The following is a 24519-nucleotide window of genomic DNA, read 5'->3' as shown; positions in this document are numbered from 1 at the left end:
CGCTGACCTCCATGCCGGTCAGGGTTGCATCGCGTCCAGGATCTCGCCGTTGTCCTGGCTGAGCTCCCAGGCGAACACACCGGCCAGGCCCTGCTGCTTCGCAAAGGCCACCTTGGCGCGCACGGCGCGCGGGTCGTCATAGCCCACGTAGCGCCCTTTGCCAACGAGCGACCAGGCCTGGGTGCGGCGGTCGAACTGGCGGGTCAACTTCAGCGCGGCGATGTCCTTGTAGGCCACCGACCCGTCGTCATTGGGCCAAGGCTTGGCGTAATGGCCGTCGGGCTTCACGCCATCGAAGCCACGGCCGTACATCGCCACGCCGGCCACCAGCTTGCCCGGCGGCACGCCCGCGGCGCGCAGGTCGATGGTGGCGGCGGTCAGGCTGCGGTCGTCGTCCGGCCGGGCGCTGCGCAGCGGCGTGTGGTGGCCCACGCGTGGCGTCCAGGGGCCGGCGAAGTCGTAGGTCATCATGAAGACCAGGTCCAGCGACTGCGCCGCCCGACCCATGGGCATGCGGCGCAGCTGCTCCTGGGTCGTGTTGATGGCGACCGTGAGGGCATAGCGGCGCCCGGTCTCGCGGCCAAGGCCGTCCAGGCCCGCGCGCAGGTCCTGCAGCAACTGCACGAAGCGTTCGCCGTCGTCCGGGCTGCCCAGCGGCACGCCGTTGGCGGCGCCATTGGAGCCGGGGTGCTCCCAGTCGATGTCCAGGCCGTCGAAGCCAGGATGCGCCCGCAGCCAGGCCAGCGCGTGCTGCACGAACGCAGCGCGGCCTTGCGCCGTGGCCGCGAGATGGAAGAAGGGATCGGAGCCGCCCCAGCCGCCGACCGAGGCCAGCACCTGCACCTGCGGGTCGCGCGCCTTCAACCGCTCGAAGGCGGCGGAGAAAATGTCCTGATCGGCATGCGGCGCGATGCTGAAGGCGGGCCGATCGGCGCAGGCGTCCTTGTCCTGCGGCCGCTGGCCCTCGCCACAGATGAGCAGGAAGGCATACAGCAGATGCGTGACGCGGCCGGGCTTGAGCTGCTCCACGACGCCCACGCCGCGCTCGGCCAGGATGTAGGTGCCGACGACGGGGCGCGCGGTATCGGCGGCACTCGGCCCCGCCCACAAAGACAAGACAAAGCCACAGAGGCACAGCGCCACAGAGAGAAAGGGCTTGCACTGCCTCGGTGTCTCTATGCCTCTGTGGCTGTGTTCTTGAGCCGTCATCACCACCTCACAAGTTGCATTCACTGACCAGCCCCGAGTCGGGCACGGTGTCGACACGGTCCTTGCCCTGGCGCTTCAGTTGAGCGGCGCGGGCCTGCATGGCGGCGGGCGTGAGCGTCCTGCCAGCCTCGTGCAGCACCCAGTCGACATCGAAGCTGTACTCGCGCGGCGCCCCTGCCACCGCGCCCGCAGCCAGCCAGTGGTTGAAGCTGATCGCCATCGGATGCGAGGGCACGTTGCGGCCCGTGTGCTCGCCGATCAGCCGGCCATTCACGTAGTGCCGCGTGCGCGTGGCCTCGACCTGCACGGTCAGCAACTGCCAGCCGTCGAAGCTGCCCGGCAGCGTGGACGCCTGGTTGAAGGACTGCCACGGGTCGATGCGCACCGTGTGCCAGCTCACGCCGTAGAGGCGCGTCTCGGGCTCACCCCAGCCGCCGTGCGGCAGGTACTCGAAGTCGACCTCGCTGAAGTCAGGGTCGTAGTCGTGCCGGAGCGGGCTGGCCAGGAAGAAGCTCTGGATGATGGGGTCGCGCGAGCCCGGCGTGTCGCGCAGGCGCACGCGGGCGGTGGTGGTGCCGATCAGGAACTTGCGCGGCCCACAGAGCTGGGCGAGCGTGGTGTGGGCGGGCGTACCGTCCGTCTTGAGGCTCAGCGTGAGCAAACCGCCGGACAAGCCCAGCTGCGACGGCGCAAAGCGCGCACCGGGCAGGCCGGGATGGCCGCTGCCCTCGCGCAGCACCCAGCCATTGGCGCGCAGGGCGTCCAGGTCAGGCTGGGAGAAGTCGTCGAAGAACTCGCCGCGTGCCGCCGCCATCGCGCTGGCCGGCAGCGCCCACAGCAGCAGGGCCAACCGCACCGCGCTCATGCCGGCACCGGCTCGGGTTCGGCCGCACGCCGCGGCATGGGCACCCACAGCAGCAACAGCAGCGCCGGCAGGCCGCAGACCAGCGTCCACAAGAAGAAATGCTGGTAGCCCATGGCCACCTGGATGTCGCCGCTGAGCGTCTTGCTCAGGATGAAGCCCAGCTGCATGACGCCTGAGCCCAAGGCGTAGTGCGCGGTCTGGAAGCGCCCCGGCGCCACCACTTGCATGATGTACAGGATCATGCCGACAAAGCCGAAGCCATAGCCCGCCATCTCCACGCCGACTGCCGCGCTGATCTGCCAGAGCGAGGTCGGCAGCGCCAGGCTCAGCCCCCAGAACACCGCATTCGGAATGGCCATGGCCAGCACGAGCACGGGCATGGCGCGCTTCAGGCCCAGCCAGGCCGTGAAGTAGCCGCCCAGGATGGAGCCCACGAGGAAGGCCGCCGTACCCACGGTGCCGTACACCCCGCCAACCTGCTCGCCGGTCAGGCCGAGGCCGCCCTTGTCGCGCGCCTCGATCAGGAACAGCGGCCCGATGGTCTGCACCTGCCCCTCGGCGAGGCGGAACAGCACGATGAAGACCACCATCTTCCAGATGCCGGGCTTCTTCAGGAAATCGGCCACCACCTCGGGCAGCTTCACCGTCTCGGCGGTGGTGCGCTCGGGATTGGGCAGGGCCTTCGCGTTCCAGGCCGCGAGCAGGGCCAGCAGCCCGGCCAGCATCGCGAAGATCAGGCTCCAGGCGTTGAACACGCCCATGCTCGACTCCAGACGCCCGGCCAGCACCATCAGCCCGCCGAGGGTCAGGAACTTGGAGGCGTTGAAGAAGGCGCCCTGCCAGCCCGCGTAGGCGGCCTGGCGCTTGTCATCGAGCGCGGCCATGTAGAGGCCGTCGCAGGCGATGTCGTGCGTGGCCGAGGCATAGGCCAGGAATAACAGCACCGCGATGCTCAGCGCGAAGAAGGCGCTTGCCTGCAGGGCCAGCGCCAGCAGCCCGAGGCCCACCGCGCCGCTGAACTGCATGGCCACCACCACCATCTTCTTGCTGCGCGCCAGCTCCACCAGCGGGCTCCACAGCGGCTTGAAGGCCCAGGCCAGGCCGATGAGGCCGGTCCAACGGGCGATCTGGTCGTTGGCCACACCCATCTGCTTGAACATCAGGCCGGCGATCAGCATGACGACGAAGAACTGCAGGCCCTGCACGAAGTACAGCGTCGGAATCCAGCGCATCGGTGAGGCCGCCCAGGCCGCTCCGCCAAGGGGAGGCAGGCCGGCCGGGGCCCGGTCCGGCGCTTGGCCCGGCTCGCGCGGCGACATCACTGCAGCCCCTGCGGTGCGCGGCCCGCGGCCTGCGCCCGGCCCTCCAGCCAGGCCTGCGCAGCCGCCAAGGCGCCAGGCGCGAAGCCCCAGGTGACGACGGTCGGACCGGCCACATCCAGCGCCTGGTAGGGATTCCAGAGCGTCAGGTGCAGGTCGGGCCGCCAGCCGGCCGCCGCCTGCCCATAGCGAGCGCGCCGGGTGGAGACGAGCACGTTCAGCCGCCCGTCCTGCGGCACGGTCGCCCAATCGAGGCGGGCAATGTCGTCCACCATCTGCACCTGGGCGTCCTTGAAGGCACTGAACAGCGAGACCGCCTGGCGGCCGGTGGGGCCGGCTTCCGACACCATGTCGGTCGGCACATCGCCCTGCACGATGACGCGCAGCGGCGTGCCCAGCCCGGGCGGCGCTGCACCGCGCAGCGCGGTCAGGCCAGCGGCCCAGGCGTCGGCGACGAGGGCGTGATCAGCGGCGCGGTGGGCAGCGTCGTCCACGGCGCGCGCCGGGTAGGCCGCCGCCAGCGCGTCGAGCCGCCGGTTGGCGGCCTCGCCCTGCGCCGCGGTCAGGCGGCCGCTGGCGAAGGCCTCACGCAGCGCGTTGATCGCCACGAGCTGCTCCTCGGGGGAGCCCTGGGCCAGCACCATGTCGGCGCCCGCCTCGATGGCCATCACGGCGCTCTTGGCATAGCCGAAGCGCTCGGCCACGGCCTTCATCATGAGGGCATCGGTGATGACGACGCCGTCATAGCCCCAGTCGCGGCGCAGGATGCCGCCGATCAGGGCCGGCGACAGCGTGGCCGGGCGCTCGGGGTCGATCTGTGGGTAGACGATGTGGGCGGTCATCACCGCCGGCGCGTGCGCGGCCAGGGCCTTGAACGGTGCCAGTTCCAGCGCGTCGAGCTCGGCGCGGCTCTTGTCCACCGTCGGCAGCGCATGGTGCGAGTCGACATGCGTGTCGCCGTGGCCGGGGAAGTGCTTCACGCAGCAGGCCACGCCCTCGCGCAACGAACCGCGCATCCAAGCGGCAGCCAGCCGGGCGACCTCGGCCGGGTCGCTGGAGAAGCTGCGCTCGCCGATCACCGGGTTGGCTGGGTTGTTGTTGACGTCCAGCACCGGCGCGAAGTTCCAGTTGATGCCCAGCGACTTCAGGCCGCGCGCGACCGCCGCACCGACGCCCTCGGCCCGCGCAGCGTCACCACTGGCGCCCAGCGCCATGGCCGACGGCGGCTGCGGCAGGAAGGTCACGCGCACGACGGCGCCGCCCTCCTGGTCGATGCCGATCAGGGCCTCGGGGCCAAGCACGTCGATCAGGTCGCGCATCAGCGCCTTGACCTCGTCCTCCGTGCCGATGTTCTTGCGGAACAGGCAGACGGCGCGGATCTTCTGGGCGCGCAGGAAGTCGGCCGTGCCCGCATCGAGCGACGTGCCGGGGATGTCGACCATCACCAGACGGCCAGGATCGAAGCTGCTCATCGTCATCTCGCTCAATGGGTTTTGGTGACCTTGGCCAGGTTGGGCGGCACGTCGGGGTTGAAGCCGCGCGCCCGCGCCAGTGCTTCCACCATCGGGTAGAAGCTCTGCACCAGCGCGATCGGGTCGAGGTCTTCATTGCCGGTCGTGACCAGCGGCAGCTGCACCACGCCGGGCGTGCAGGGCGTGCCGATGGGGGCGGCCAGCAGCACGCGGCCACCGCGGGCATGCATCTCCTCGGCAATCGCGAGCAGGCCGGCCTGCGCCGGGCCACGCGGCGCGAACACCAGCAGTGGGTAGCCGTCACGCACGAGTGCCATCGGGCCGTGCTTGACCTCGGCGCCGGAGAAGGCTTCGGCCTGGATGCCGCAGGTCTCCTTGAGCTTCAAGGCGGCTTCCATCGCGACGGCGAGACCGGTGCCACGGCCGAGCACGAACAGGCGGTCAGCGCCCTGCAGCACGGGTAGCGCGGCCGACCAGTCGAGCTTGGCCGCCTCAGTCAGCGCGATCGGCAGCACATTGAGCGCCGCGCGCAGGGTGTCGTCCTGCTGCCAGGCCGCCACCACGCGGGCGCCCGCCACCAGCTGGGCAATGTAGCTCTTGGTCGCGGCCACGCTCTTCTCGGGGCCGGCATGCAACTCGAACACATGCTCGGCCGCCGCGGCCAGGGGCGAGCCGCTGGCATTGACGAAGGCCACCGTGCGCGCACCGCCCTCGCGGAAGAAGCGCGTCGGGGCGATCAGGTCGGGGCTCTGGCCCGACTGCGAGAACGCCAGCGACAGCAGGCCCTCGCAATGGATGCGGCTCTGGTAGAGCGTGATGAGGGACATCGGCAGCGACGTCACCAGTCGCCCCAGCCGCGCCATCACGAGATAGGCCAGGTAGTGCGCCGCGTGGTCGCTGCTGCCGCGCGCAATGGTCAGCACGCTGGCGGGCGGCTGCTCCTGCAAGGCCTGGCCGAGCCGGGCATAACTGAGCGGGTCAGCCGCCAGCTGGCGGGCCACCGCGTCTGGCGCACTGAGCGCCTCTTCAAGCATCAACGACGACATCGAGGTCTTCACCTTCCACAAACACACGCTGCAGCACGAGCGCCGCATCCATCACCACCACATCGGCCCAGGCGCCCGGGGCCAGGCGGCCGCGGTCGGGCAGGCCGAGGTAATCGGCCGCCACGGTCGACACCCGCCGCGAGGCCTGCACCAGGTCCAGGCCCAGCGTCCGCACGAGATTGCGCAGGGCTTGATCCATCGTGAGCGCGCTGCCGGCCAGGGTGCCGTCGGGCAGGCGCACGCCGCCCAGGCATTTCTGCACCCGGTGCTCGCCGAGGCGGTACTCGCCATCGGGCATGCCGGCCGCCGCGGTGGAGTCGGTCACGCAGAACAGGCCCGGGATGCAGCGCAACGCCGCGCGGATGGCGCCGGGGTGCACGTGCAGCAGGTCAGGAATCAGCTCGGCATGCTCGCCATGCGCCAGCGCCGCGCCGACGATGCCGGGCTGGCGGTGGTGCAGGCCGGTCATCGCGTTGAACAGGTGGGTGAAGCCGGCCGCACCGGCCTGCAGCGCCGCGACGCCGTCTTCGTACGCGCCGGCGCTGTGGCCGATCTGCACGCGAATGCCGGCGTCGCGCAGCGGGCCGATGAGCGCCAGGTGGCCGCTCATCTCGGGCGCCAGGGTCAGCACTTTGATGGGGGCGAATTCGTTGAGGCGCTGCACCTCGGCCAGCGTTGCCGGAATGGCGTGGGCCGGCTGGGCGCCGAGCCGGTCGGGGCTGATGTAGGGCCCCTCCAGGTGCACGCCGAGCAGCCGGGCCTGGCCGGCGCCGCGCGTGCGGCAGACCGGGCCGAGGGCCTTCAGCGCGGCCTCGATGTCGGCCAGGGGCGCGGTCATCGTGGTGGCCAGGAAGCCGGTGGTGCCGTAGCGCGCATGACGGCGCGCGATGGTGGCAATGGCGTCGCCGCCTTCCATGGTGTCGCGGCCGCCGCCGCCGTGCACGTGGGTGTCGATGAATCCGGGCAGCAGCACCGGGCGACCGCCCTGCCCCGCCCGCGCGGCGTCGATGGGCGTACCGGTGATGGCGGCAATGCGGCCGCCGTCGATGTCCAGAGTGCCGGCGACCACGCCCGCGGGCGTGACGATGTCGCCTTCCAAGCGCCGCATCATCAGTCCCTGCGCATCTCGGCGACGAAGTCGTAGTAGTCGCTGCGGCAGTAGGAGTGCGTCAGCTCGACCGCCTGCCCCGAAGCGAGGTAGCCCACGCGGGTGATGAAGAGCACCGCAGCGCCTAACGGCACTTCCAGCAGACCGGCGAGCTTGGCGTCGGCGTTCAGCGCGCGGATGTGCTGCAGCGCGCGAACCGGTGCCCGCTCGCCGAGGTGGGTGTAGAGCGAGGCTTCGACCTTCTGCGGGTCCGGCAGCACCGATTGCGGCAGCACCGACACCTCGTAGGCCATCACGACCTGGTCGGCCAGCCGCAGCCGCTCCAGGCGCGCCACGCGCTCACCGCTCTTGAGCTCCAGCGACAGCTGCTCATCCGGCGCAGCCGGCGTGAAGCCGCGCAGCAGCCAGCGCGAGCTCGGCACGAAGCCGCGCTGATGCAGCTCTTCGGAGAAGCTGGTCAGGCGCGTCAGCGGCTGCTCGAGCTTGGGCGCGATGTAGTTGCCCGAGCCGCGCTTGCGGATGATGAGGCCCTGCTCCACCAGCCGGTCGATGGCCTTGCGGGCCGTCACGCGCGAGAGCTCCAGCTGCTCGGCCAGCACGCGCTCGCTGGGCAGGGCTTCGTCGGCGTGATAGACGCCATCGCGGATGGCCTGGGCCAGCGACTGGGCCAGCTGCATGTACAGCGGCGAGGCGGCGTTCGGGTCGGGCTTGAAGTCGAAGACGGCGCTCATGCGGGGCGGGACGTGGGTTGTTGGATGAGCCACAGCGCGCCCGCCACCGGCTCGCCCTTGGGCGCAACGCACCGGGCTTGCACGGCGGCACTCAGGCGAGGCGCCAGGCGCTGGGCAATGCTGCCGGCCAGGGCCAGCGGCAAGGTGGGATGCACGGCTGTGGCCAGGGTGTCGAGGGCGGCAGCGGCAGCCTTCAGCAGCGCCTCGGCGGCCGGGTCGGTGGCAGCGCTCTCGAACACCAGCGGTGCCAGGCGCGCATACCCCGCCTGGCCGGCCTGGGCGCAGTAGCTGAGCAGCGCTTCGCGCGAGCTGCCGGCCACATCGCGCACCGCCTGCGCCAAGGCGCCGTCGGCGGCGCGTCCGTCGTAGGCAGCCTGGGCCTGCTTCATGGCCTGCTGGCCGAGCCAGGCACCACTGCCTTCATCACCGATCTGCCAGCCCCAGCCGCCCACCATGCGGCGACTTCCATCGGGCAGCAGGGCCTCGGCCACGGAGCCCGTACCGGAGATCAGCAGCGCGCCGGGCTCGCCGGCGTGGGCGCCGAGCAGCGCCACGAGTCCGTCAGTCACCAGCGTGAAGCGGGCCACGCCCGGGTCGGCTTCGACGAAGGCCTGCAGTTGCGCGGGCACGCCCGTGCCGGAGAGACCCAGCCCCAGCGCGCAATCGGCGAGGGTGAGCCCAGGCACGCCGGCTGCCGTGACCGCCGCCGCAATGTGCCGCCAGGCTTGCTCCGCGCCCTGGCCCAGGGCTGAAGCGCCGGCCTCGCCGCGACCGAGAATCTCGCCTCGCGCATCGGCCACGACGGCGCGGGTGCTGGTGCCGCCGCCATCGATGCCCACCCAGTACCGCACCGGGCGGCCAGAATCGCGGGAGGTCAGCAGGCGGGGGTCAAGAAGGAGTGGCATGGTCGGCAGTGAGGAGCCGATACCACTCTAATACCAAAGGATCGCAAGGTCAATTGGTTTTAAACTGGTCTGCGATAACCGAAGGTGATGCAAGACCAAGCCGTCACGGACGGCGAGGCACGCATCGACAAGAATACCAGTCAGAAACCAACCCGAGAACCGCTGCCGTGTTCACCCTTCTTCCCGCCGCCAGCGAGGCGCTGGCGGGCACGCTGGGCCGCATTGCCCAGGTGGCGCACCGCCACCCGGCGGCCGCGGACCGCCTGCTGGAGGCCCTGTGCGCGCAGGCGTTCCATGCCGGCGACACCGCTGTCGGCGCGGATGCGCTGTATGCGCGCTTCGGCTTGCTGGAGCCCCGGGGGCGGGCGCTGGAACTGCTGCCGGCGCTGGAGCAGGCCGGCGCCCTCGCGGCGGCAGGGCATTTCCCCATCCAGGCGGCGCGGGTGTGCGAGGCACTTGGGCGCATCGCCTACCAGCAAGGTGAATATCAGCTGGCTGGCGAGCAATGGTCGCGCGCGCTGGATCTGGCCGAGGTCAGCGGACACCTGCAGACGGGCGTGGCCGCGCGGATCGGCCTCGGGCAGATCCATTACGCGCAGGCCGACTGGTCGCGCGGCCTTCGCCACATGCGCGACGCCGCCGAGCAGCTGACGGGCACCGATGACAGCTATCTCGCCGCCAAGCTCGCGCTGAACATCGGCGTGGGCAGCTTCGAGACCGGTGACCTGCCGGCAGCGGAGCGCCACTTCAGCCACGGCCTGGCGGCTGCGCGGCGCGGCCGGCACCGCGTGTTCGAGGCCGAAGCGCATTGGCATCTCGCACGCGCAGCGCTGGCCCGGCAGCGCATGGACTGGGCCGTGGCCGACTGCCGACTCGCGCTGGACATCGCTGCCCGCCAGGGCTACCCGTGGCTGGAAGCCGCGGCCAGCCGCACCTGGACGGAGATTGCGCTGGCGCGTGGCGACAACGCGGCCGCCGTACGCTCCACGCGCCACGGCCTGGCGCTGGCGCAGCGCATCCAGGCCCGCGCGCAGGCTCGCCAGGCGCACCTGCAGCTGGCGCAATTGCTGCAGGCCGAGGGGGACGCGGAAGGGGCGCTCGACCACCTGTGGCAACACCTGGCCCTGCAGTCCGAAATCGAACGCCTGAGCCTGCCCGCGCGCGCCACGTTGGCCGCGCCGCCGGCAGAAGGCGGCGGTGCGCCGGTCACGCCGGAAGAACAACTGCTGCACCTGTGCGGGCAGCGCCAGCGCCTGGCGTCGTCGCCGCCAACGGCCGCGCGCGCCGAGCTGCAGGCGGCGAGCGCCCGCATCCTGGGCCTGATGCGGGTGCTGCACTGGCCAGTGGACCAGCCCGGCGGCCTCAGCCGCAACGAGCAGCCGCGCTATGTCGACTTGCTCAGCCGCCACGGCGCACCGCTGGCCCTGCCCGACGCCGCGCTGCATCCCTGCCACGCCGAGCTCGCGCCGCTGGAGGGCGCATCGCAGGCGCGCATCGAAGTGCCGCTGTACGACGGCGCCCAACTCGCCGGCGCCCTGTGGCTGGTGGACGCCCGCGCCACCCGCGCCTGGACGCGCCAGGAGCTGCTGATCGCCAGCCAGCTGGCGCTGCTGTTCGAACGCTTCGCCTGACGGCCGCGCCGGGTCAGACGCCGCGCATGCCGCCCTCGCGGCGCGGGGCGTCACGCACCAGCTCGCTGATGAGGCGCGTCTCCGGCATGTGGGCCCAGTAGCGCACCGGCATCTCCTTCTTCATCGCGGCGATCTTCAGGCGCGCGGGGTTGAAGATGCTGCGGTAGTAGGTCAGCCACAGGGCCTCGCCGGCGTCTTCGGGTGGCGCGTCTTCACGGCGGGCCGGGCCGGCGCCGGTGAGGCGTTGCCCGTCCCAGTGCAGGCAGCCGCGCGGGGTGAGGATGGCCCAGGGATGCTGGGCAAAGCGCTTCACGAAGAAGGGCGCCACCGCACGCAGCACATGGTGGGCCGGCTCGAACCAGGCCACGTGCCGGCGCCCGCCGGCGGCAGTGTCATCAGCCACTTCGCGAAAGCGCACGAAGGCGTGGGTCTTGTGGATCTCCCGGCTGACCTGGCGGGCCAGCGACTGCAGATGGCGCCGGTCCGCATCGAGCCGGTCAGCCCACAAGCCGGGCTCGCGCTGCAGGCGGCGCGCAAAGGCGAGCAGACGCGCATAACGGTCGTCATCGGCATGCATGGCAACGAGGCGGCCCAACGCGTCCCAGCCCGGCGGCGGCGTCCACGGTGCGAGCGAGGCCTGCGCCGGCTCGGCAAAGAGCGCGGCCTGATCGCCCACGGCTTGCGTCCAGTCGGCCCCACCGCCAAGGAGCGCGGGCAGTTGCGCAGCAAAGCCCGACCAGTCGGCCGGGTAGCGCAGGGGCAGGCCGGCGCCGCCCATCAGAACAGCGTCGCCTGCTGCGGCGGCGGCGCGGGGCGGGCCAGGGCTTGCAAGTCGGTGGGCCGCGGCCGGTGGTCCACCGCCCACACGAAGGGCAGCGCCTTCTTGCCCGACGCCCCGAGGGCCAGCACGTCGGCGCGCCGCAGCCGGCGGTGCGCGCGCGCCGCCAGCAGCTTGTCGACCGACCCCACACCCAGCCCCGGCACGCGCAGCAGCGATTCACGCGGGGCACGGTCCAGGTCCAGCGGGAAGGCCTCGGGGTGGGCCAGGGCCCAGGCCAGCTTGGGGTCGTGGCGCAGCGACAGGAAGCCGCCTTCAGTGACGATCTCCTCGGCGCCGAATCCGTAGAAACGCATCAGCCAGTCGGCCTGGTAGAGGCGGTGCTCGCGCATCAGCGGCGCAGCCTGGGGCGGCAGCGCGCGGCTGGCATGTGGGATGGGGCTGTAGGCGGAGTAGTAGACGCGGCGCAGCCCCTGGCCGCGGTAGAGGCGGTGCGAGAGTTGGAGCACGGCGCGGTCGTCGGAAGCATCAGCGCCGACGATCAGCTGCGTGCTTTGCCCGGCCGGCGCGAAGCGGGGCGCCACCGCGGCGGCGGGCGCCGCGCCGGGCAGCGAGCGCAGGGCCGCCGCCTCACGTCGGGCCTCGCGCGCGGCCTGCAGCCGCAGGTGGATGCGCGACATCGTGCGCTCGATGCCACCCGCGTCCTTCTCGGGCGCCAGCGCCTTGAGGCTGCTGGCGCTGGGCAGCTCGACGTTGATGGACAGCCGGTCGGCATAACGCCCCGCACGCTCTACCAGCTCGGGCGAGGCGTCGGGGATGGTCTTGAGGTGGATGTAGCCCTTGAAGTGCTCCTCCTCGCGCAGCCGCCGCGCGACCTCGATGACCTGCTCCATCGTGTAGTCAGGGTTGCGGATGATGCCGCTGGACAGGAACAGACCCTCGATGACGTTGCGGCGGTAGAAGGACAGCGTCAGCTGCACCACCTCGTCGATGCTGAAGCGGGCGCGCCGAACATCGCTGCTCTTGCGGTTGATGCAGTAGAGGCAGTCGTAGACGCACCAGTTGGTCAGCAGCACCTTGAGCAGCGAGATGCAGCGGCCGTCGGGTGCGTAGGCATGGCAGATGCCGCTGCCGGTGGTGGAGCCGATGCCGTGGCCATCGCGCGAGTCGCGCCGGTCGCCGCCGCTGCTGGCGCAGGAGGCGTCGTACTTGGCGGCGTCGGCCAGGATGGCGAGCTTGTTCTGGACTTCCATGCCGACAACTGTAATTTCATACAGTCATCCCGCAAACGTCATCCCCACGTCATGCGGGGTTTCATCGCGGCTTCATGGCGGGCACCGACAGTGACGCCCCTGTGACCACCGTCGCCCAAGCCCCTGATGCCCCGCCTGCGGCGGTCCGCCTGCCGCGGGGCTTTGGCCTCGTCATCGGCGCGCAGTTCACGTCGGCCCTGGCTGACAACGCGCTGCTGATCGTCGCCATCGCGCTGCTCGTGCAGCAAGGTTTTGCGCCGTGGTGGGCACCGCTGCTCAAGTTCGGCTTCATGGCGGCCTATGTGCTGCTGGCGCCCTGGGTCGGCCCGCTGGCCGATGCCTTCGCCAAGGGCCGGGTGATGGCGGCCATGAACCTCGTGAAGATGGGGGGCCTGGTGCTGGCCGCACTCGGCCTGCACCCGGTGGCGGCGCTGGCCGTGGTGGGCCTGGGCGCGGCAGCGTATGCACCGGCCAAGTACGGCCTCATCACCGAGCTCGCCGAGCCGGCCGCGCTGGTCAAGGCCAATGGCTGGATCGAGATCAGCGTGGTCTCGGCCGCGCTGCTCGGCGCGGTGCTCGGCGGCGCGCTGGTGAGCCCGGTCTGGCTCGCCTCGTCTTTCGCGGAGATGGGCGACGCGCTGGACCTGCCGGCCGACAAACTGACCGGCTCGTTGCTCGCGCTGCTGGTGATCTATGCGCTGAGCAGCGTGCTGAACGCCGGCATTCCCGACAGCGGCCAGCGCCAGCGCAGCGCCGCGCATGACCCGGCCGCGCTGCTGCGCGAGTTCCGCAGCGCCAACCGCCGGCTCTGGCAAGACGCCGAGGGCGGCCTCTCGCTGGCGGCCACCACGCTGTTCTGGGGCGTGGGTGCGACCCTGCAGTTCGCCGTGCTGCGCTGGGCCGGCGAGGCGCTGCGCCTGCCGCTGAGCCAGGCAGCCTACCTACAGGCCGCGGTGGCCGTGGGCGTGATTGCCGGCGCGGCAGCAGCCGGCCGCTGGCTGGCCTTGCACCAGGCGCGCCACGGCCTGTGGGCCGGCCTCGCCCTGGGGCTGCTCATGCCGGTGGTGACGCAGATCGACCAGGTGCCCACCGCCGCCATCACACTGGCGCTGGTCGGCGCCGTGGGCGGCGCGATGGTCGTGCCGCTGAACGCGCTGCTGCAGCACCGCGGCGCCGTGCTGCTGAGCGCCGGCCGCTCGGTCGCCGTGCAGGGCTTCAACGAGAACCTCAGCGTGCTGCTGATGCTGGCGGCCTACGCCGGCTGCGAGGCGGCCGGCGTGCCTATCGCCGCCACCCTCACCGGCCTGGGCCTGGCCATGTCGGCAGCGATCGCCGCCCTGATGCTCCGCTCGCGCCGGGCCTTCAGAAGTCCTGCACCGTCGGACGCAGCACGATCTCGTTGATGTCCACATCGGCGGGCTGCTCGATCGCATAGGCAATCGCGCGGGCCACCGAGTCCGCCGGGATCTGGTTGGCCTCGTAGAACGCCTTTACGCCCTCGGCGGAGCCAGGGTCGCTGCTGCCCAACTTCAGTTCAGACTCGACCGCGCCAGGCGACACGATGGTGGTGCGAACGCCTTCAGGGGCCTCAGCGCGCAGACCTTCGGACAGGGCGCGCACGGCGAACTTGGTGGCGCTGTAGACCGTGCCGATGGGCGTGAACAGCTTGAGGCCGGCGACCGACGCGATGTTGATGAAGTGGCCGCTCTTTTGCGCCGTCATGGCCGGCAATGCGGCCGCGATGCCGTGCAGCACGCCCTTCACGTTGACGTCGATCATGCGGCTCCATTCGTCGACCTTGCGCTGCGCCAGCGGGGCCAGCGGCATGATGCCGGCGTTGTTGACCCACACGTCGATGCGGCCGAAGCGGGCCAGGGTCTGGTCGGCCAGGGCCTGCACCTGGGCGGCATCGGCCACGTCGGTGGCGACCACCAGGGCTTCAGCACCGCCGGCAGCCAGTTCAGCCTGAAGCGCCGCCAGACGATCGGCGCGGCGCGCAGCCAGCACGAGGCGGGCGCCGCGGGCGGCGAGGTGGCGGGCCGTGGCCTCGCCCAGGCCGCTGCTGGCGCCGGTGATGACGACGACCTTGCCTTGGATGCCATTTGAAACGCTCATGGGGAGTCCTCTCGGGGGTGTTGGAGTTGCGATGGACGTCAGTTTGGAGAGCGCAGCGTTCTCTGTATATTGACAATCCACGCGTTCTGAATTCCGCAACCAGGAACACCCCGCATGAACAACCGGCTCGACGCCTTGCGCGTGTTCTGCGTGGCTGCTGACAGCCGCAACTTCCGGGACGCGGCCCAGCGCCTGGGCATTTCCCCGCAAGTGGTGACACGCGTGGTGAAAGAGCTTGAGGAGGAGCTCGGCGAGCCGCTCTTTCACCGCAGCACACGCGGCGTGCAGCTGAGCGATTTCGGCCAGCAGTTGCTGGGGCCGGCGCGGGATGCGGTGCAGGGGCTGGACGCCCTCTTTCACCGCAGCGACCGCCGCCGCCCCTCGGAGCTGGCGGGCATCGTGCGGATCGCGGCGCCCACCTCGCTTGGCCGCCAGTTGGTGCAGCGCGCCCTGGCGGCCACCCTGCCTGCGCACCCGGGTCTGCAGATCGACCTGCGCTTGTCAGATGCGCTGGCCGATGTGGTCGACCAGCAGATCGACGTGGGCGTGCGCATCGGCATCCTGCGGGACAGCCGCTTCGTGGCCCGGGCCGTGGCACCGGTGACGCTGGAGGTGGTGGGCACGCCTGCGCTGGTCGAGCGCGTCGGCGCGCCGCAAACGCTGGACGAGCTCCTGGCACGGCCGACCACCGCACTGATCGACGCCAACGCGGGCCGCCCCTGGCCCTGGCTGTTTTCCGAAGGCCGCCAGGTGTCGCCGCCCAAGCCGGTGTTCATCAGCAACGACGCCGACGCCGAGTTCGCCGCGATCTGCGCAGGCGCCGGCTTCGGCCAGGTGCCCGACTTCATGGCCGCACCGCTACTGGCCGACGGCCGGTTGGTCAGGACGCTCGCCGACTGCCAATCCCCGCCGTGGACGCTCTACGTCTACCGCTCGCAACGCGCCCCCGTCCCGGCGCGCACGCGGCTGGTGTTTGACGCGTTGGTTCAGGCGCTGAGCGGGGCCGCCGAACAGAGGTAGGTGCTGCATTGAATGAACGTCCCCGGCTGCCTTGCAGGACGTGCGGCTGCGCCCTCTTGCGGACCGCGGGGTCCGTGCGGCGGCAGTCCCGCCCCCCACGCGCCAAGATCTGCTCTGCGCCTCACGCCGCCGGTTGCAGCCCCTGCAGCAGCGCCGCCGACTCCGCACGCGCGATGGCGCCTTCCAGCACGCCTTCGAAGCGGGCCGTGATGTCGCCCCAGTCCAGTCGCCGTGCGGTGGCGCGTGCCGCGTCAGCAACGGCCTGGCGCGCCGGGGCATCGCTGGCGGCGTGGCGGGCGGTGGCGACGAAGTCGGCCTCGCGGCCGGCGCCGGCCAGCCAGCCGTTGACGCCGCTGCGGATCAGCTCGCCCGCGGCGGCGCTGTCGAAGGCGACGACCGCGCAGCCGCTGGCCATGGCCTCGGTCGTGACGTTGCCGAAGGTCTCGGTGAGGCTGGGGAAGAGGAAGAGATCGAGCCCGGCGTAATGCGCGGCCAGGTCATCGCCGCTGCGCTGGCCGGCGAACACGGCCTCCGGCGCGCGGGCGGCCAGCTCGGCCCGCATCGGGCCGTCACCCACGAACACCAGCCGGGCGCGTGGATGCGCCGCCTTGACGGCCTCGTAGGCCGCGAGCACCACGCCGAGGTTCTTCTCCGGCGCCAGCCGCCCGACGTAGCCCATGACGAGGTCCCCTGGCGCGGCGCCCCAGGACTCACGCATCGCATCGCTGCGGCGCGCGGGGTCGAAACGCTGCGCATCGACGCCGCGGCCCACCACGGCGAGCCGTTCGAAACCGCGCTCGGCGAGCTGCACGCGCATGGTCTCGGTGGGCACCATGGTCGCGTCGCAGCGGTTATGGAATTTGCGCAAGTAGCCCATGATGGGCTTGGAGAACAGGCCCAGGCGGTAGTGCTTGCCGTAGGCGTGGAAGTTGGTGCGGTAGTCGGACGTCACCGGCAGCGACAGGTGCTGCGCCGCCTGCAGCGCTGACCAGCCGAGCGGCCCTTCGGTGGCGATGTGCACCACGTCGGGCCGGTGCAGCGACCACAGCCGCACCAGCGCCCGCTTGCTCGGCACGCCCATGCGCAGGTTCGGGTAGAGCGGCACGGGCAGGCCCTTGGTGAGCACCTCTTCCACATCGGCGCGAGGGGCGCCGGCCTGCACGGCCAGGCGTGCCGGCTGGCGTGGGCGGATGAGCTGCACGTCGTGGTTGCGGCGGTTCAGGCCGTCCACCACGCGGGCCATGGACATGGCCACGCCGTTGACCTCGGGCGGGTAGGTCTCGGTCACGACCGCCAGGCGGCGCGAGTGGCGCGGTGCGGGCAGGTCATCGACCAGGATGTCGTCGGCGTGGTGTGCGGGCTTCATGACCGAATGGTCACGGCGGCATGCAACAACACGATGACAACGGAAGCGTCACGGCGTTTTCACGCAGCGCGACCACCATGCGCGCCAGTTTCCAACCGAACGAGGACGGCACGTGAACGAGTTCTTCCAAACCCTGAAGACCCAGCGCTGGGACGACCACCGCTACTACCACCACAGCCGCATCAACCAGACGCTGCACTTCATCAGCGCGGTGAGCTTCCTGGTGGCCTACGCGCTGGTGTTCGTGAACCCGGCCTGGGCGGCGTTGCTGGCCTGGTGCGTGTCGATGACGACCCGTCAGGCGGGTCACTTCTTCTTCGAGCCGCGCGGCTACGACGAGGTGAACCAGGCCACGGACGAATACAAGGAAGCGATCAAGGTCGGCTACAACATCCGCCGCAAGATCGTGCTGCTGGCGGTGTGGGTGGCGCTGCCGGCGGTGCTGTGGCTCTCCCCCTCGCTCGGCGGCCTGATCCAGCCCGCCGTGGGCTGGCAGGGTTATGTGGAAGACGTGGGCATGGCCTGGTTCTGCCTGGGCGTGGTGGGGCTGTTCTTCCGCGTCGGCCAGCTGTGGGTGACGCAGGGCGCCATGCAGGGCCTGGCCTGGATGACCAAGATCATCACCGACCCCTTCCACGACATCTACCTGTATCACAAGGCCCCGCTGTACCTGCTGCGCGGCCAGTTGATCGACCCGATGGATCACGTCGCCCACTGAGCGAGCCCGCCATGGACGAGACCTTGACGCTGTCCGCCCTCGCCCTGGGCGTGCTGGCCCTGCTGCCGGCGGCCCGCCAGCGGCTGCAGCTTTCGCGCGCCAAGCATCGCTCGCTGGCGGGCCATTCGCGCATGGCCAAGCGGCTGGCCCGCTGGGTGCCGGGCTATGCCTATGACGAGGCGCAGTTCTTCGCGGCTGATGGCGCGCCCGCCGACGTGGCCGCGCAGCGGCGCGCCGCGCTGCAGCGCCTGGGCGCGGAGTTCGAGACCCGCTACGCGAAGACGCTGGCGGCCACGGCCGAGGCGCGCGAGTCGATTCCGGACCTGCGCTTCACCGGCCGCTACCGCGTGCCCTTCCAGTTCAGCCCGGTGCTGCGCGCGCAGGTGCAGGTGGGCAGCTTCCTGCAGTCGAGCAACGGCGTGCAGGTGCAGGACCTTGACGGCAACCGTTTCTACGACCTGACCGGCTCCTACGGCGTCAACCTGCTGGGCACCGACACCTACAAGGCCTGCATCGACGAGGCCGTGGCGACCGCCCGCGAGCTCGGCCCGGTGCTGGGCGCCTACCACCCCAGCATGCTGGACGTGCTACGGCGGCTGCGCGAGGTGTCGGGTCATGAGGAGTTCAGCTTCCACATGAGCGGCACCGAAGCCGTCATGCAGGCCGTGCGGCTGGCGCGTTATCACACCAAGCGCAAGCGTCTGGTGCGGTTCGCTGGCGCGTACCACGGCTGGTGGGAGGACGTGCAGCCGGGCCCCGGCAACCCGCTGCCGCCGCGCGAGACCTTCACGCTGCAGGACATGGCGGAGCGCTCGCTGCAGGTGCTGGCGTCACGCCGCGACATTGCCTGCGTGCTGGTGAACCCGCTGCAGGCGCTGCACCCGAACGCGAACGCGCCGGCAGACTCGGCCCTGATTGACGGCGCGCGCCGTGCGGGCGTTGACCGCGCGGCCTACACCGCTTGGCTCAAGCGCCTGCGCGAGGTGTGCACCGCGCGGGGCATCGTGCTGATCTTCGACGAGGTCTTCGTCGGCTTCCGGCTCGCGCCGGGGGGCGCCCAAGAGTACTTTGGCGTAAAGGCCGACCTGGTGACCTATGGCAAGACGCTGGGCGGCGGGCTGCCGATCGGCGTGGTGGGCGGCTCGCGCGCGCTGATGACGCGTTACCGCGACGACCGCCCGGCCGACATCTGCTTTGCGCGCGGCACCTTCAATGCGCACCCCTATGTGATTGCTGCGATGGCGGCCTTCCTGCGGCACCTGGAGCAGCCCGAGGTGAAGGCGCTCTATGAAGGGCTGGACGCCCGATGGGATGCGCGCGCTTCGCAGCTGAACGCGCGCCTCACCCAGGCCAGCGTGCCGGTGCGCGTGGCCAACCTGTCGACCATCTGGACGGTGCTCTACACACAGCCGGGCCGCTACCACTGGATGCTGCAGTTCTACCTGCGCAAGCACGGGCTGGCGCTGAGCTGGGTGGGTACCGGCCGCTTTATCTTCAGCCTCAACTATGACGATGCCGCCTTTGAGGCGGTGGCCTCGCGCTTCGTCGCCGCCTGCGCCGAGATGCAGGCGGACGGCTGGTGGTGGACGGCACCCGAGCTGACCGCCAAGGCCATCCGCCGCGGCGTGATGCGCGAGATGCTGGCGCGAAAGTTCTGAATCCATGGCCGACACGACCACCCTGCCCCGACGGGGCTGGCTGGCACGCCTGGGCGCGCAGGAAGACCTGAACTTCCTGCTGACCAACCGCGTGCCGCGCATCGCGCTGACCCAGGCGATGGGGCGCTTTTCTCGCATCGAAAGCCGCTGGCTCACGCGGCTGTCCATCGCGGTCTGGCGGCTCTTCACGCCACTGGATTTGAGCGAAGCGCAGCGCACGGAGTTCCGCTCGCTGAAGGACTGCTTCACGCGCGAGCTCAAGCCGGGGTCCCGGCCGTTCGACACGCGCCCTGACATCCTGTGCAGCCCGAGCGACGGCATCGTGGGGGCCTGTGGTGTCGTGCAGCGCGGCCAGGTGTTTCAGGCCAAAGGCTCTCCGTATGCCATGGCCGACTTGTTCGGCCCGACCCAGGATGCGAGCGTGTTCGAGGGCGGGCGCTTCATCACGCTGCGGCTGACTTCGGCGATGTATCACCGCTTCCACGCGCCGGCCGACGGCACCGTGGAGCATGTGACCTACCTGAGCGGCGACACCTGGAATGTGAACCCGGTGGCACTGGCCCGTGTGGAGCGCCTGTTCTGCCGCAATGAACGGGCGGTGCTGCGCATGCGCCTGGCCACGGGCGAGCCGCTGGCGCTGGTGCCGGTGGCGGCCATCCTGGTGGCCAGCATCCGGCTGCACTTCCTGGACGTGCTGCTGCACCTGGGTCGACGCGGTGCCAACGAGATGCCGTGCTCGGCAACGCAAGCCAAGGGCCAGGAGATGGGCTGGTTCGAGCATGGCTCGACCATCATCGTGTTCGCCCCGCCCGGGTTCGAGCTCGCGCCGGGAGTGCAGACCGGCACGCAGCTGCGCGCGGGGCAGCCGCTGCTCAGGCGCGTCAGCTGAGGGTGTCGCGCACCGTGGCCGGCACGGGCAGGGGAACGGCGGCCGGGCTGGGGCTCGGCGCCGGCGCCGCGGCGATGCGCATGCCCGGCAGTGCGGCCTGGTAGCCGCGGTCGATGATCTCGAGCTGGCCGTCGTGATGCTCCACCAGCGCCGTGAGGCTCTCGACCCAGTCGCCGTCGTTGCAGTAGAGGATGCCGTCGATGTCGCGCATCTCGGCGTGGTGGATGTGCCCGCAGACGACACCGTCCGCACCGCGCTTGCGCGCCTCGCGCGCGACCGCATTCTCAAACTCGTTGATGAAGCTGACCGCCCGCTTGACCTTGTGCTTGAGGTAGCGCGAAAGGCTCCAGTACGGCAGGCCCATCTTGGCGCGGATGCGGTTGAACCAACGGTTGGCCTTGAGCGTGAACTCGTAGGCCAGGTCGCCCGCCACGGCCAGCCAGCGCGCGTACTGCACCACGCCGTCATACAGGTCGCCGTGCGTGACCCACAGCCGCCGGCCGTCGGCGGTCACGTGGATGGCTTCATCCAGGACGTCGATGCCGCCGAAGTTGTGCGCGATGTATTTGCGCGCGAATTCGTCGTGGTTGCCCGGGATGAAGATCACCCGCGTGCCCTTGCGCGCCTTGCGCAGCAGCTTCTGCACGACGTCGTTGTGCGCCTGCGGCCAGTACCAGGAGCGGCGCAACTGCCAACCGTCGATGATGTCGCCGACGAGGTAGAGGGTCTCGCATTCGACGTCCCGCAGGAAGTCCAGCAGGGCATGGGCCTGACAGCCGGGCGTGCCCAGGTGGAGGTCCGAGATCCACACCGTGCGCACCGACAGGGTCGGCGTGTCGGCGGCTGCAGCGGGGTCTTGCGTCGTCGGCATGGCGGGCATGCTGCCCGCCTGTCATGACGCGCCGGTGAAGGTCAGAGCAGGCCCTTGAACGGACCACTGGCCAGCCAGCGGTCGATCTGGGCCTGCCGGTCATTGCCCCAGAAGGGCTCGCCGTCGACGATGAAGAAGGGAGCGCCGAAGACGCCGGCCGCAATCGCGGCCTCGTTCTCGGCCTTGAGCCGCAGCTTGTAGGCGGGATTCTGGCAGGCGGCTTCGGCAGCATCGGGGTCGATGTCCGACTCGGTCAGCAGCTGGCGCCGCGCCGCATCGTCGCTCAGCAGCACGCCGCGGGTGAAGTAGGCCCGCAAGCCGGCGTGGGCCCAGGCGATGGCGCGCGCCGGGTCCAGGTCGTTCAGCCACCAGAAGATGCGTGCGGCCTGTTGCGTCGGGATGGGGAAGACCGGAGGCTGGGTGTAGGGCAAGCCGGCGAAACGGGCCGAGCGCTGGAAGTCGCGCAGGCTGTAGTCACCTTTCAGCGGGTGAGCGCTGGGCGGGCGCAACTCGGCCGCCTGGAAGGTGGCCCCCAGCAAGATGGCATGCCACTGCACGCGGCGCCCGTGGCGCGCTGCGACGGCCTCCACCCATTCAGAGGCGATGTAGGAGTAAGGAGACGAGAAGTCGAAATAGAACTTCAGCGGCGGCCGTTGCACCACCGGGTTCTCGGCCAGGAATCTGTCATCGATCATGCGCGCCACCTTAGCGGGGCGCCGGCGCGTGCGCAGCGGGAGTTATGCCGAGTGCAGCCGTGCGGCCAGGCGCGGCGTTGCCGCCTCGATGGGCGTGAGCAGCCGAGGCCACAGGCGCTCGCCCAGGTCGCGCCGGAATGGGCCGAAATGCTCGATGCGCTTCACACCAAGGTCCTGCGGCGCCACCACATGACGCTCGACCGCAGCCGCCTTGAACTGGGCAGCCAGCGCATCGACCGCTGCCGCAGGCCCGAAGAGGTGGTCATCGCTGATGCTCCAGAGATGAACCGGCCCGGTGAACTCGTGATATGCGCGCTCGCGTTGCAGGCTCGGATCCCCGAACAGGAAGCCGGGCGTACGCCCCCAGGCCGCCCATTCCAGCGCCGCCCCGGCGGGCAGGTCTTGCGCACGCGGGCCGAGTACCCGGCCAGGCGCGTGCCCGAGCAGACGGACAAGCCCCGGCAGCATCGCGTGGAAGAACACCCACGCCTGGACACGCGCCCAGCCCGACCAATGCCCGAAGTAGGCGACTTGGGCCGCCATACCGACGAAAGCGTCGACCTTGTCAGCAAAGCCCGGCACGAGACCCACCGCATTGCCGCCCAGCGAATGCCCCACCCAGAGCAAACCGAGCGGATGGCCAGCGGCGTGCTGCGCCAATTTGCGGTAGCGGTCGGCGGCGTGCAGGGCCGCCGCCATGTCGAGTCGGGCCCAGTCGCGCAGCCGCACGTCTTCGCCGTGACGCAGCGCATCGCGGGATGCCGCAATGCCGCGGTAATCGAAGGTCAGCACGGCATAGCCGCGGCCAGCGAGCCATTCGGCGAAGTGGCGGTAGTAGCCGGCGGGTACCGCGGTGGCGGCCCCCACGACGGCTACCGCTCGGAGGGCAGCTGCCGAAGGCGGCTCGTACCAGGTGGCTGCGAGCAGTCGGCCATCGCTGCAGCGGATGGTCGTCTTGTGCGTGCGCGCGGGGGCTGGGGGTGGTGAGGCGGCGGATGACGCGGCCCGCAAAACGGGCGGCTCGGCCACATGCTCAGGGGTCGCTTGAAGAGTCGAATGCGGGGCGAGCGGCAGGTGCAACGAAGACATGGCGATGGAAGCAGACGCTAGGCATGCCGAACAAGGCACCGCAAAAGTCTAGATTGGCAACTTCTGATGCAGTAGATTGAGCTTTGTCGTCAGTTTGTCAATCGAATGTCTACAAAAGCCACGACACCGCCGGGCGTGGGTCGGCGCCGCCAGACGCCCGCAGAAGCAGCGCTGGACGCCAACGCGCTCGAACTCTTCGCCCGTATTGCCCAGGCCGGCAGTTTTGCCCAGGTCGCACGCGACCTGGGCCTGACCCGAGCGGCCATCAGCCGCCGGATTGCGGCGATTGAGTCCGCGGTGGGGCTCGCGCTGTTCGCTCGCAGCACCCGCAGCCTGGGGCTAACCGAGGCCGGCCGACGGCTACACGCTCGTGCACGGGCGGTTCGCGAGGCGGCGGAGGGTGCGCGCCTGGCGCTTCGACAAACACGGGATCAGCTCGACGGCACGCTGCGCATCAGCGCTACGCCGGGTTTCGGTCGGCATGTGTTGGTACCGCTGCTGGCCCGCTTCCGAGCGATGCATCCCGCCGTGCGGTTCGAGCTCTTCTTCACCGACAGACGCGTGGACCTGCTGCGGGAAGGTCTGGACATCGCGTTTCGCATCACCGATACGCCGCCCGAGCACCTGGTCGCCCAACCCGTCCTGTCCTTCGGGGTTCACGCCTATGGCTTCAGCCCCGAGAGCGTGACGCAACCGAGCGATCTGGCGCGTGCAGACGTTCTGCTACTTGGTCAGGGGGAGGAGCCCTACCCAAGCATCTGGCAGCACGAGGAGGGCGCGCGCCAGGAGGTCATGCTCCAGGCGTCCGTGTGGGGCAGCGATCTGGACGCCTTGATCGAGTTGGCTCGGCAAGGTGCAGGCGTGGTGATCGCACCTGACTTTTGCATTCAAGACCGGGATTCAGCCCAGAGCGGGAAGCCCGATTTGCAAAAGCTCTTTCCGGCCTGGCGGTTGCAGGTGGGCCTGACGAGGGTGCAAGCACTGACGCTACCCGTGCCCTCGGGCTCAGAGGCGGCGCGAGTGCTGGTGAGGTTCGTGAGAGAGGCGCTCGGTACGCCGTGAGCACGAGTTTGAGCGTGGCGGCGATGGCCATGACTCATTGCCCTGTTGGGCGCTGCGCTGATGGCTGCAGTCGGCGTCAACGCAGCGGTTGATGCCCGGGCTTTGGAAATCGCTACGGCCGTCCTTTGTGTCATCGGCTTCATAGCGTGTGTGGGTCGACCGCGCCAAACGGTTTGCCCATGGCGCTCTCCCGGCCGCCGAGGGGCGGTGCGGCATCATGACGTTTCGGGGGAATCGGAAGAACCGCCGCCTCTGTTTGCCACCCCGAGCGATCCTCATGCTGCGGCGATCGCCGGCACCAAGCCCCTGCGGTTAGCAGCAGCATTTGGTCGAACGCCGCAGGCGGTATGCATGCCGCGGTTATTGCGACCCACAAAAGCAAAACCCCCACCGTCCTGAGACGATGGGGGTTGGCTTCAATAAATAGCCTGACGATGACCTACTTTCACACGGGAATCCGCACTATCATCGGCGCTGACTCGTTTCACTGTCCTGTTCGGGATGGGAAGGAGTGGGACCAAGTCGCTATGGTCGTCAGGCTTGACGGGTTGGTTTACTGGCTTGGCCAATAAACCCAATTCGTAGAGTCAGCAGACGGTGTCTGCACGCTGCTGATATTCAGCAGCGGAATCAGTATTTTGATTGCGTCTTCAGTACTTCGAAGAACGACATAACTTGAACACTTACCTTGATCTGCAGCTTGCAGTCAAAGTTATAGG

Annotated in this window: 22 protein-coding genes and 1 rRNA gene; 7 read left to right on the top strand and 16 right to left on the bottom strand. The window is 70.1% G+C overall.

The genetic code is table 11. From position 1 onward, the window contains the following. Nucleotides 1–18: 18 nt before the first annotated feature. From CDO81_RS26845 to CDO81_RS26810, 8 genes are all read right to left on the bottom strand, one after another. Nucleotides 19–1116, bottom strand: a complete 1098-nt coding sequence (locus CDO81_RS26845) for a glycoside hydrolase family 18 protein (protein ID WP_158218444.1) — start codon at nt 1114–1116, stop codon at nt 19–21. Nucleotides 1117–1216: 100 nt separating this feature from the next. Beyond that, nucleotides 1217–2074 (bottom strand): glycoside hydrolase family 16 protein, encoded by an 858-nt coding sequence (locus tag CDO81_RS26840; RefSeq protein ID WP_088486339.1) that lies wholly within the window; start codon nt 2072–2074, stop codon nt 1217–1219. After that, entirely contained in the window at nt 2071–3306 is a 1236-nt protein-coding gene (locus CDO81_RS26835; RefSeq protein ID WP_241517188.1) for an MFS transporter, read from the bottom strand. Before CDO81_RS26835 ends, CDO81_RS26840 begins: the two co-directional genes overlap by 4 nt. An 86-nt stretch (nt 3307–3392) precedes the next feature. Beyond that, nucleotides 3393–4865: a beta-N-acetylhexosaminidase gene (nagZ, locus tag CDO81_RS26830; protein WP_241517186.1), complete on the bottom strand. Its 1473-nt coding sequence runs from the start codon at nt 4863–4865 to the stop codon at nt 3393–3395. Between the two features lie 11 nt (nt 4866–4876). Further along, the gene (locus CDO81_RS26825; RefSeq protein WP_193466544.1) at nt 4877–5911 is read right to left on the bottom strand and encodes an SIS domain-containing protein; all 1035 of its coding nucleotides are present in this window, start codon (nt 5909–5911) and stop codon (nt 4877–4879) included. Then, a complete protein-coding gene (nagA, locus tag CDO81_RS26820; RefSeq protein WP_088486337.1) occupies nt 5892–7022 on the bottom strand; it encodes an N-acetylglucosamine-6-phosphate deacetylase in 1131 nt (376 codons plus the stop codon). Before nagA ends, CDO81_RS26825 begins: the two co-directional genes overlap by 20 nt. Continuing rightward, nucleotides 7022–7750, bottom strand: a complete 729-nt coding sequence (locus tag CDO81_RS26815) for a GntR family transcriptional regulator (protein WP_088486336.1) — start codon at nt 7748–7750, stop codon at nt 7022–7024. Before CDO81_RS26815 ends, nagA begins: the two co-directional genes overlap by 1 nt. Further along, the gene (locus CDO81_RS26810) at nt 7747–8655 is read right to left on the bottom strand and encodes a glucosamine kinase nucleotide-binding domain-containing protein (protein WP_088486335.1); all 909 of its coding nucleotides are present in this window, start codon (nt 8653–8655) and stop codon (nt 7747–7749) included. The genes CDO81_RS26815 and CDO81_RS26810 overlap by 4 nt, the downstream gene beginning before the upstream one ends. 167 nt (nt 8656–8822) lie before the next feature. Here CDO81_RS26810 and CDO81_RS26805 point away from each other — a divergent pair, with 167 nt between their 5' ends. Further along, complete coding sequence (locus tag CDO81_RS26805) at nt 8823–10286, top strand: ATP-binding protein (RefSeq protein WP_088486334.1); 1464 nt, start codon at nt 8823–8825, stop codon at nt 10284–10286. 13 nt (nt 10287–10299) lie between these two features. Here CDO81_RS26805 and CDO81_RS26800 read toward each other — a convergent pair whose 3' ends face one another. Both CDO81_RS26800 and CDO81_RS26795 read right to left on the bottom strand, forming a co-directional pair. Then, nucleotides 10300–11064, bottom strand: coding sequence for a TIGR03915 family putative DNA repair protein (locus CDO81_RS26800; RefSeq protein WP_088486333.1), 765 nt, complete (start codon nt 11062–11064; stop codon nt 10300–10302). Further along, nucleotides 11064–12317: a putative DNA modification/repair radical SAM protein gene (locus CDO81_RS26795; RefSeq protein ID WP_088486332.1), complete on the bottom strand. Its 1254-nt coding sequence runs from the start codon at nt 12315–12317 to the stop codon at nt 11064–11066. Before CDO81_RS26795 ends, CDO81_RS26800 begins: the two co-directional genes overlap by 1 nt. Before the next feature lie 74 nt (nt 12318–12391). Here CDO81_RS26795 and lplT point away from each other — a divergent pair, with 74 nt between their 5' ends. After that, nucleotides 12392–13720: a lysophospholipid transporter LplT gene (gene lplT, locus CDO81_RS26790; RefSeq protein WP_241517185.1), complete on the top strand. Its 1329-nt coding sequence runs from the start codon at nt 12392–12394 to the stop codon at nt 13718–13720. Here the strand turns inward: lplT and CDO81_RS26785 are convergent. After that, the gene (locus CDO81_RS26785; protein ID WP_088486331.1) at nt 13680–14432 is read right to left on the bottom strand and encodes an SDR family oxidoreductase; all 753 of its coding nucleotides are present in this window, start codon (nt 14430–14432) and stop codon (nt 13680–13682) included. The genes lplT and CDO81_RS26785 overlap by 41 nt on opposite strands. Before the next feature lie 114 nt (nt 14433–14546). On the opposite strand from CDO81_RS26785, the gene CDO81_RS26780 reads away from it, so the two are divergent. After that, on the top strand, nt 14547–15452 hold the full coding sequence (locus tag CDO81_RS26780) for a LysR family transcriptional regulator (protein WP_088486330.1): 906 nt from the start codon (nt 14547–14549) through the stop codon (nt 15450–15452). A gap of 121 nt (nt 15453–15573) precedes the next feature. Here the strand turns inward: CDO81_RS26780 and CDO81_RS26775 are convergent, their stop codons facing one another. Next, the gene (locus tag CDO81_RS26775; RefSeq protein ID WP_088486329.1) at nt 15574–16818 is read right to left on the bottom strand and encodes a glycosyltransferase family 4 protein; all 1245 of its coding nucleotides are present in this window, start codon (nt 16816–16818) and stop codon (nt 15574–15576) included. A 112-nt stretch (nt 16819–16930) separates the two neighbouring features. Here CDO81_RS26775 and CDO81_RS26770 point away from each other — a divergent pair, with 112 nt between their 5' ends. The 3 genes from CDO81_RS26770 to asd are packed head-to-tail and all read left to right on the top strand — an operon-like array spanning nt 16931 to nt 20083. Next, nucleotides 16931–17536: an Mpo1-like protein gene (locus CDO81_RS26770; protein WP_088486328.1), complete on the top strand. Its 606-nt coding sequence runs from the start codon at nt 16931–16933 to the stop codon at nt 17534–17536. A gap of 11 nt (nt 17537–17547) precedes the next feature. Beyond that, entirely contained in the window at nt 17548–19194 is a 1647-nt protein-coding gene (locus tag CDO81_RS26765) for an aminotransferase class III-fold pyridoxal phosphate-dependent enzyme (RefSeq protein ID WP_088486327.1), read from the top strand. Between the two features lie 4 nt (nt 19195–19198). Then, entirely contained in the window at nt 19199–20083 is an 885-nt protein-coding gene (asd, locus tag CDO81_RS26760; RefSeq protein WP_088486326.1) for an archaetidylserine decarboxylase, read from the top strand. Here asd and CDO81_RS26755 read toward each other — a convergent pair. The 3 genes from CDO81_RS26755 to CDO81_RS26745 are packed head-to-tail and all read right to left on the bottom strand — an operon-like array spanning nt 20076 to nt 22516. Beyond that, nucleotides 20076–20963 carry a UDP-2,3-diacylglucosamine diphosphatase gene (locus CDO81_RS26755; RefSeq protein WP_088486325.1) on the bottom strand — a complete coding sequence of 296 codons (888 nt, stop codon included), beginning with the start codon at nt 20961–20963 and terminating at the stop codon, nt 20076–20078. The two genes, asd and CDO81_RS26755, sit on opposite strands and share 8 nt — an antisense overlap. 32 nt (nt 20964–20995) lie before the next feature. Continuing rightward, on the bottom strand, nt 20996–21649 hold the full coding sequence (locus CDO81_RS26750) for a 2-hydroxychromene-2-carboxylate isomerase (RefSeq protein WP_088486324.1): 654 nt from the start codon (nt 21647–21649) through the stop codon (nt 20996–20998). Nucleotides 21650–21691: 42 nt separating this feature from the next. Continuing rightward, entirely contained in the window at nt 21692–22516 is an 825-nt protein-coding gene (locus CDO81_RS26745) for an alpha/beta hydrolase family protein (protein ID WP_088486323.1), read from the bottom strand. A 327-nt stretch (nt 22517–22843) separates the two neighbouring features. On the opposite strand from CDO81_RS26745, the gene CDO81_RS26740 reads away from it, so the two are divergent. Next, complete coding sequence (locus CDO81_RS26740; protein ID WP_088486322.1) at nt 22844–23800, top strand: LysR family transcriptional regulator; 957 nt, start codon at nt 22844–22846, stop codon at nt 23798–23800. Nucleotides 23801–24226: 426 nt separating this feature from the next. Here CDO81_RS26740 and rrf read toward each other — a convergent pair. Beyond that, nucleotides 24227–24339, bottom strand: a 5S ribosomal RNA gene (gene rrf / locus CDO81_RS26735). Between the last annotated feature and the right edge of the window lie 180 nt (nt 24340–24519).

The sequence above is a fragment of the Roseateles puraquae genome (genome assembly GCF_002205845.1).
GTDB lineage: Bacteria > Pseudomonadota > Gammaproteobacteria > Burkholderiales > Burkholderiaceae_C > Pelomonas > Pelomonas puraquae.
The sequence above is the reverse complement of the archived record's forward strand: the minus strand, read 5'-3'. Positions and strand labels throughout refer to the sequence as shown.

Coding starts and splice junctions, on each gene's coding strand:
- CDO81_RS26750 (WP_088486324.1), bottom strand. CDS start 21,649: ATGATCGATGACAGATTCCTGGCCGAGAACCCGGTGGTGCAACGGCCG.
- CDO81_RS26835 (WP_241517188.1), bottom strand. CDS start 3,306: ATGCGCTGGATTCCGACGCTGTACTTCGTGCAGGGCCTGCAGTTCTTC.
- CDO81_RS26775 (WP_088486329.1), bottom strand. CDS start 16,818: ATGAAGCCCGCACACCACGCCGACGACATCCTGGTCGATGACCTGCCC.
- CDO81_RS26795 (WP_088486332.1), bottom strand. CDS start 12,317: ATGGAAGTCCAGAACAAGCTCGCCATCCTGGCCGACGCCGCCAAGTAC.
- CDO81_RS26825 (WP_193466544.1), bottom strand. CDS start 5,911: ATGTCGTCGTTGATGCTTGAAGAGGCGCTCAGTGCGCCAGACGCGGTG.
- asd (WP_088486326.1), top strand. CDS start 19,199: ATGGCCGACACGACCACCCTGCCCCGACGGGGCTGGCTGGCACGCCTG.
- nagA (WP_088486337.1), bottom strand. CDS start 7,022: ATGATGCGGCGCTTGGAAGGCGACATCGTCACGCCCGCGGGCGTGGTC.
- CDO81_RS26800 (WP_088486333.1), bottom strand. CDS start 11,064: ATGGGCGGCGCCGGCCTGCCCCTGCGCTACCCGGCCGACTGGTCGGGC.
- nagZ (WP_241517186.1), bottom strand. CDS start 4,865: ATGAGCAGCTTCGATCCTGGCCGTCTGGTGATGGTCGACATCCCCGGC.
- CDO81_RS26785 (WP_088486331.1), bottom strand. CDS start 14,432: ATGAGCGTTTCAAATGGCATCCAAGGCAAGGTCGTCGTCATCACCGGC.
- CDO81_RS26815 (WP_088486336.1), bottom strand. CDS start 7,750: ATGAGCGCCGTCTTCGACTTCAAGCCCGACCCGAACGCCGCCTCGCCG.
- CDO81_RS26840 (WP_088486339.1), bottom strand. CDS start 2,074: ATGAGCGCGGTGCGGTTGGCCCTGCTGCTGTGGGCGCTGCCGGCCAGC.
- CDO81_RS26810 (WP_088486335.1), bottom strand. CDS start 8,655: ATGCCACTCCTTCTTGACCCCCGCCTGCTGACCTCCCGCGATTCTGGC.
- CDO81_RS26740 (WP_088486322.1), top strand. CDS start 22,844: ATGTCTACAAAAGCCACGACACCGCCGGGCGTGGGTCGGCGCCGCCAG.
- CDO81_RS26780 (WP_088486330.1), top strand. CDS start 14,547: ATGAACAACCGGCTCGACGCCTTGCGCGTGTTCTGCGTGGCTGCTGAC.
- CDO81_RS26765 (WP_088486327.1), top strand. CDS start 17,548: ATGGACGAGACCTTGACGCTGTCCGCCCTCGCCCTGGGCGTGCTGGCC.
- lplT (WP_241517185.1), top strand. CDS start 12,392: ATGGCGGGCACCGACAGTGACGCCCCTGTGACCACCGTCGCCCAAGCC.
- CDO81_RS26755 (WP_088486325.1), bottom strand. CDS start 20,963: ATGCCCGCCATGCCGACGACGCAAGACCCCGCTGCAGCCGCCGACACG.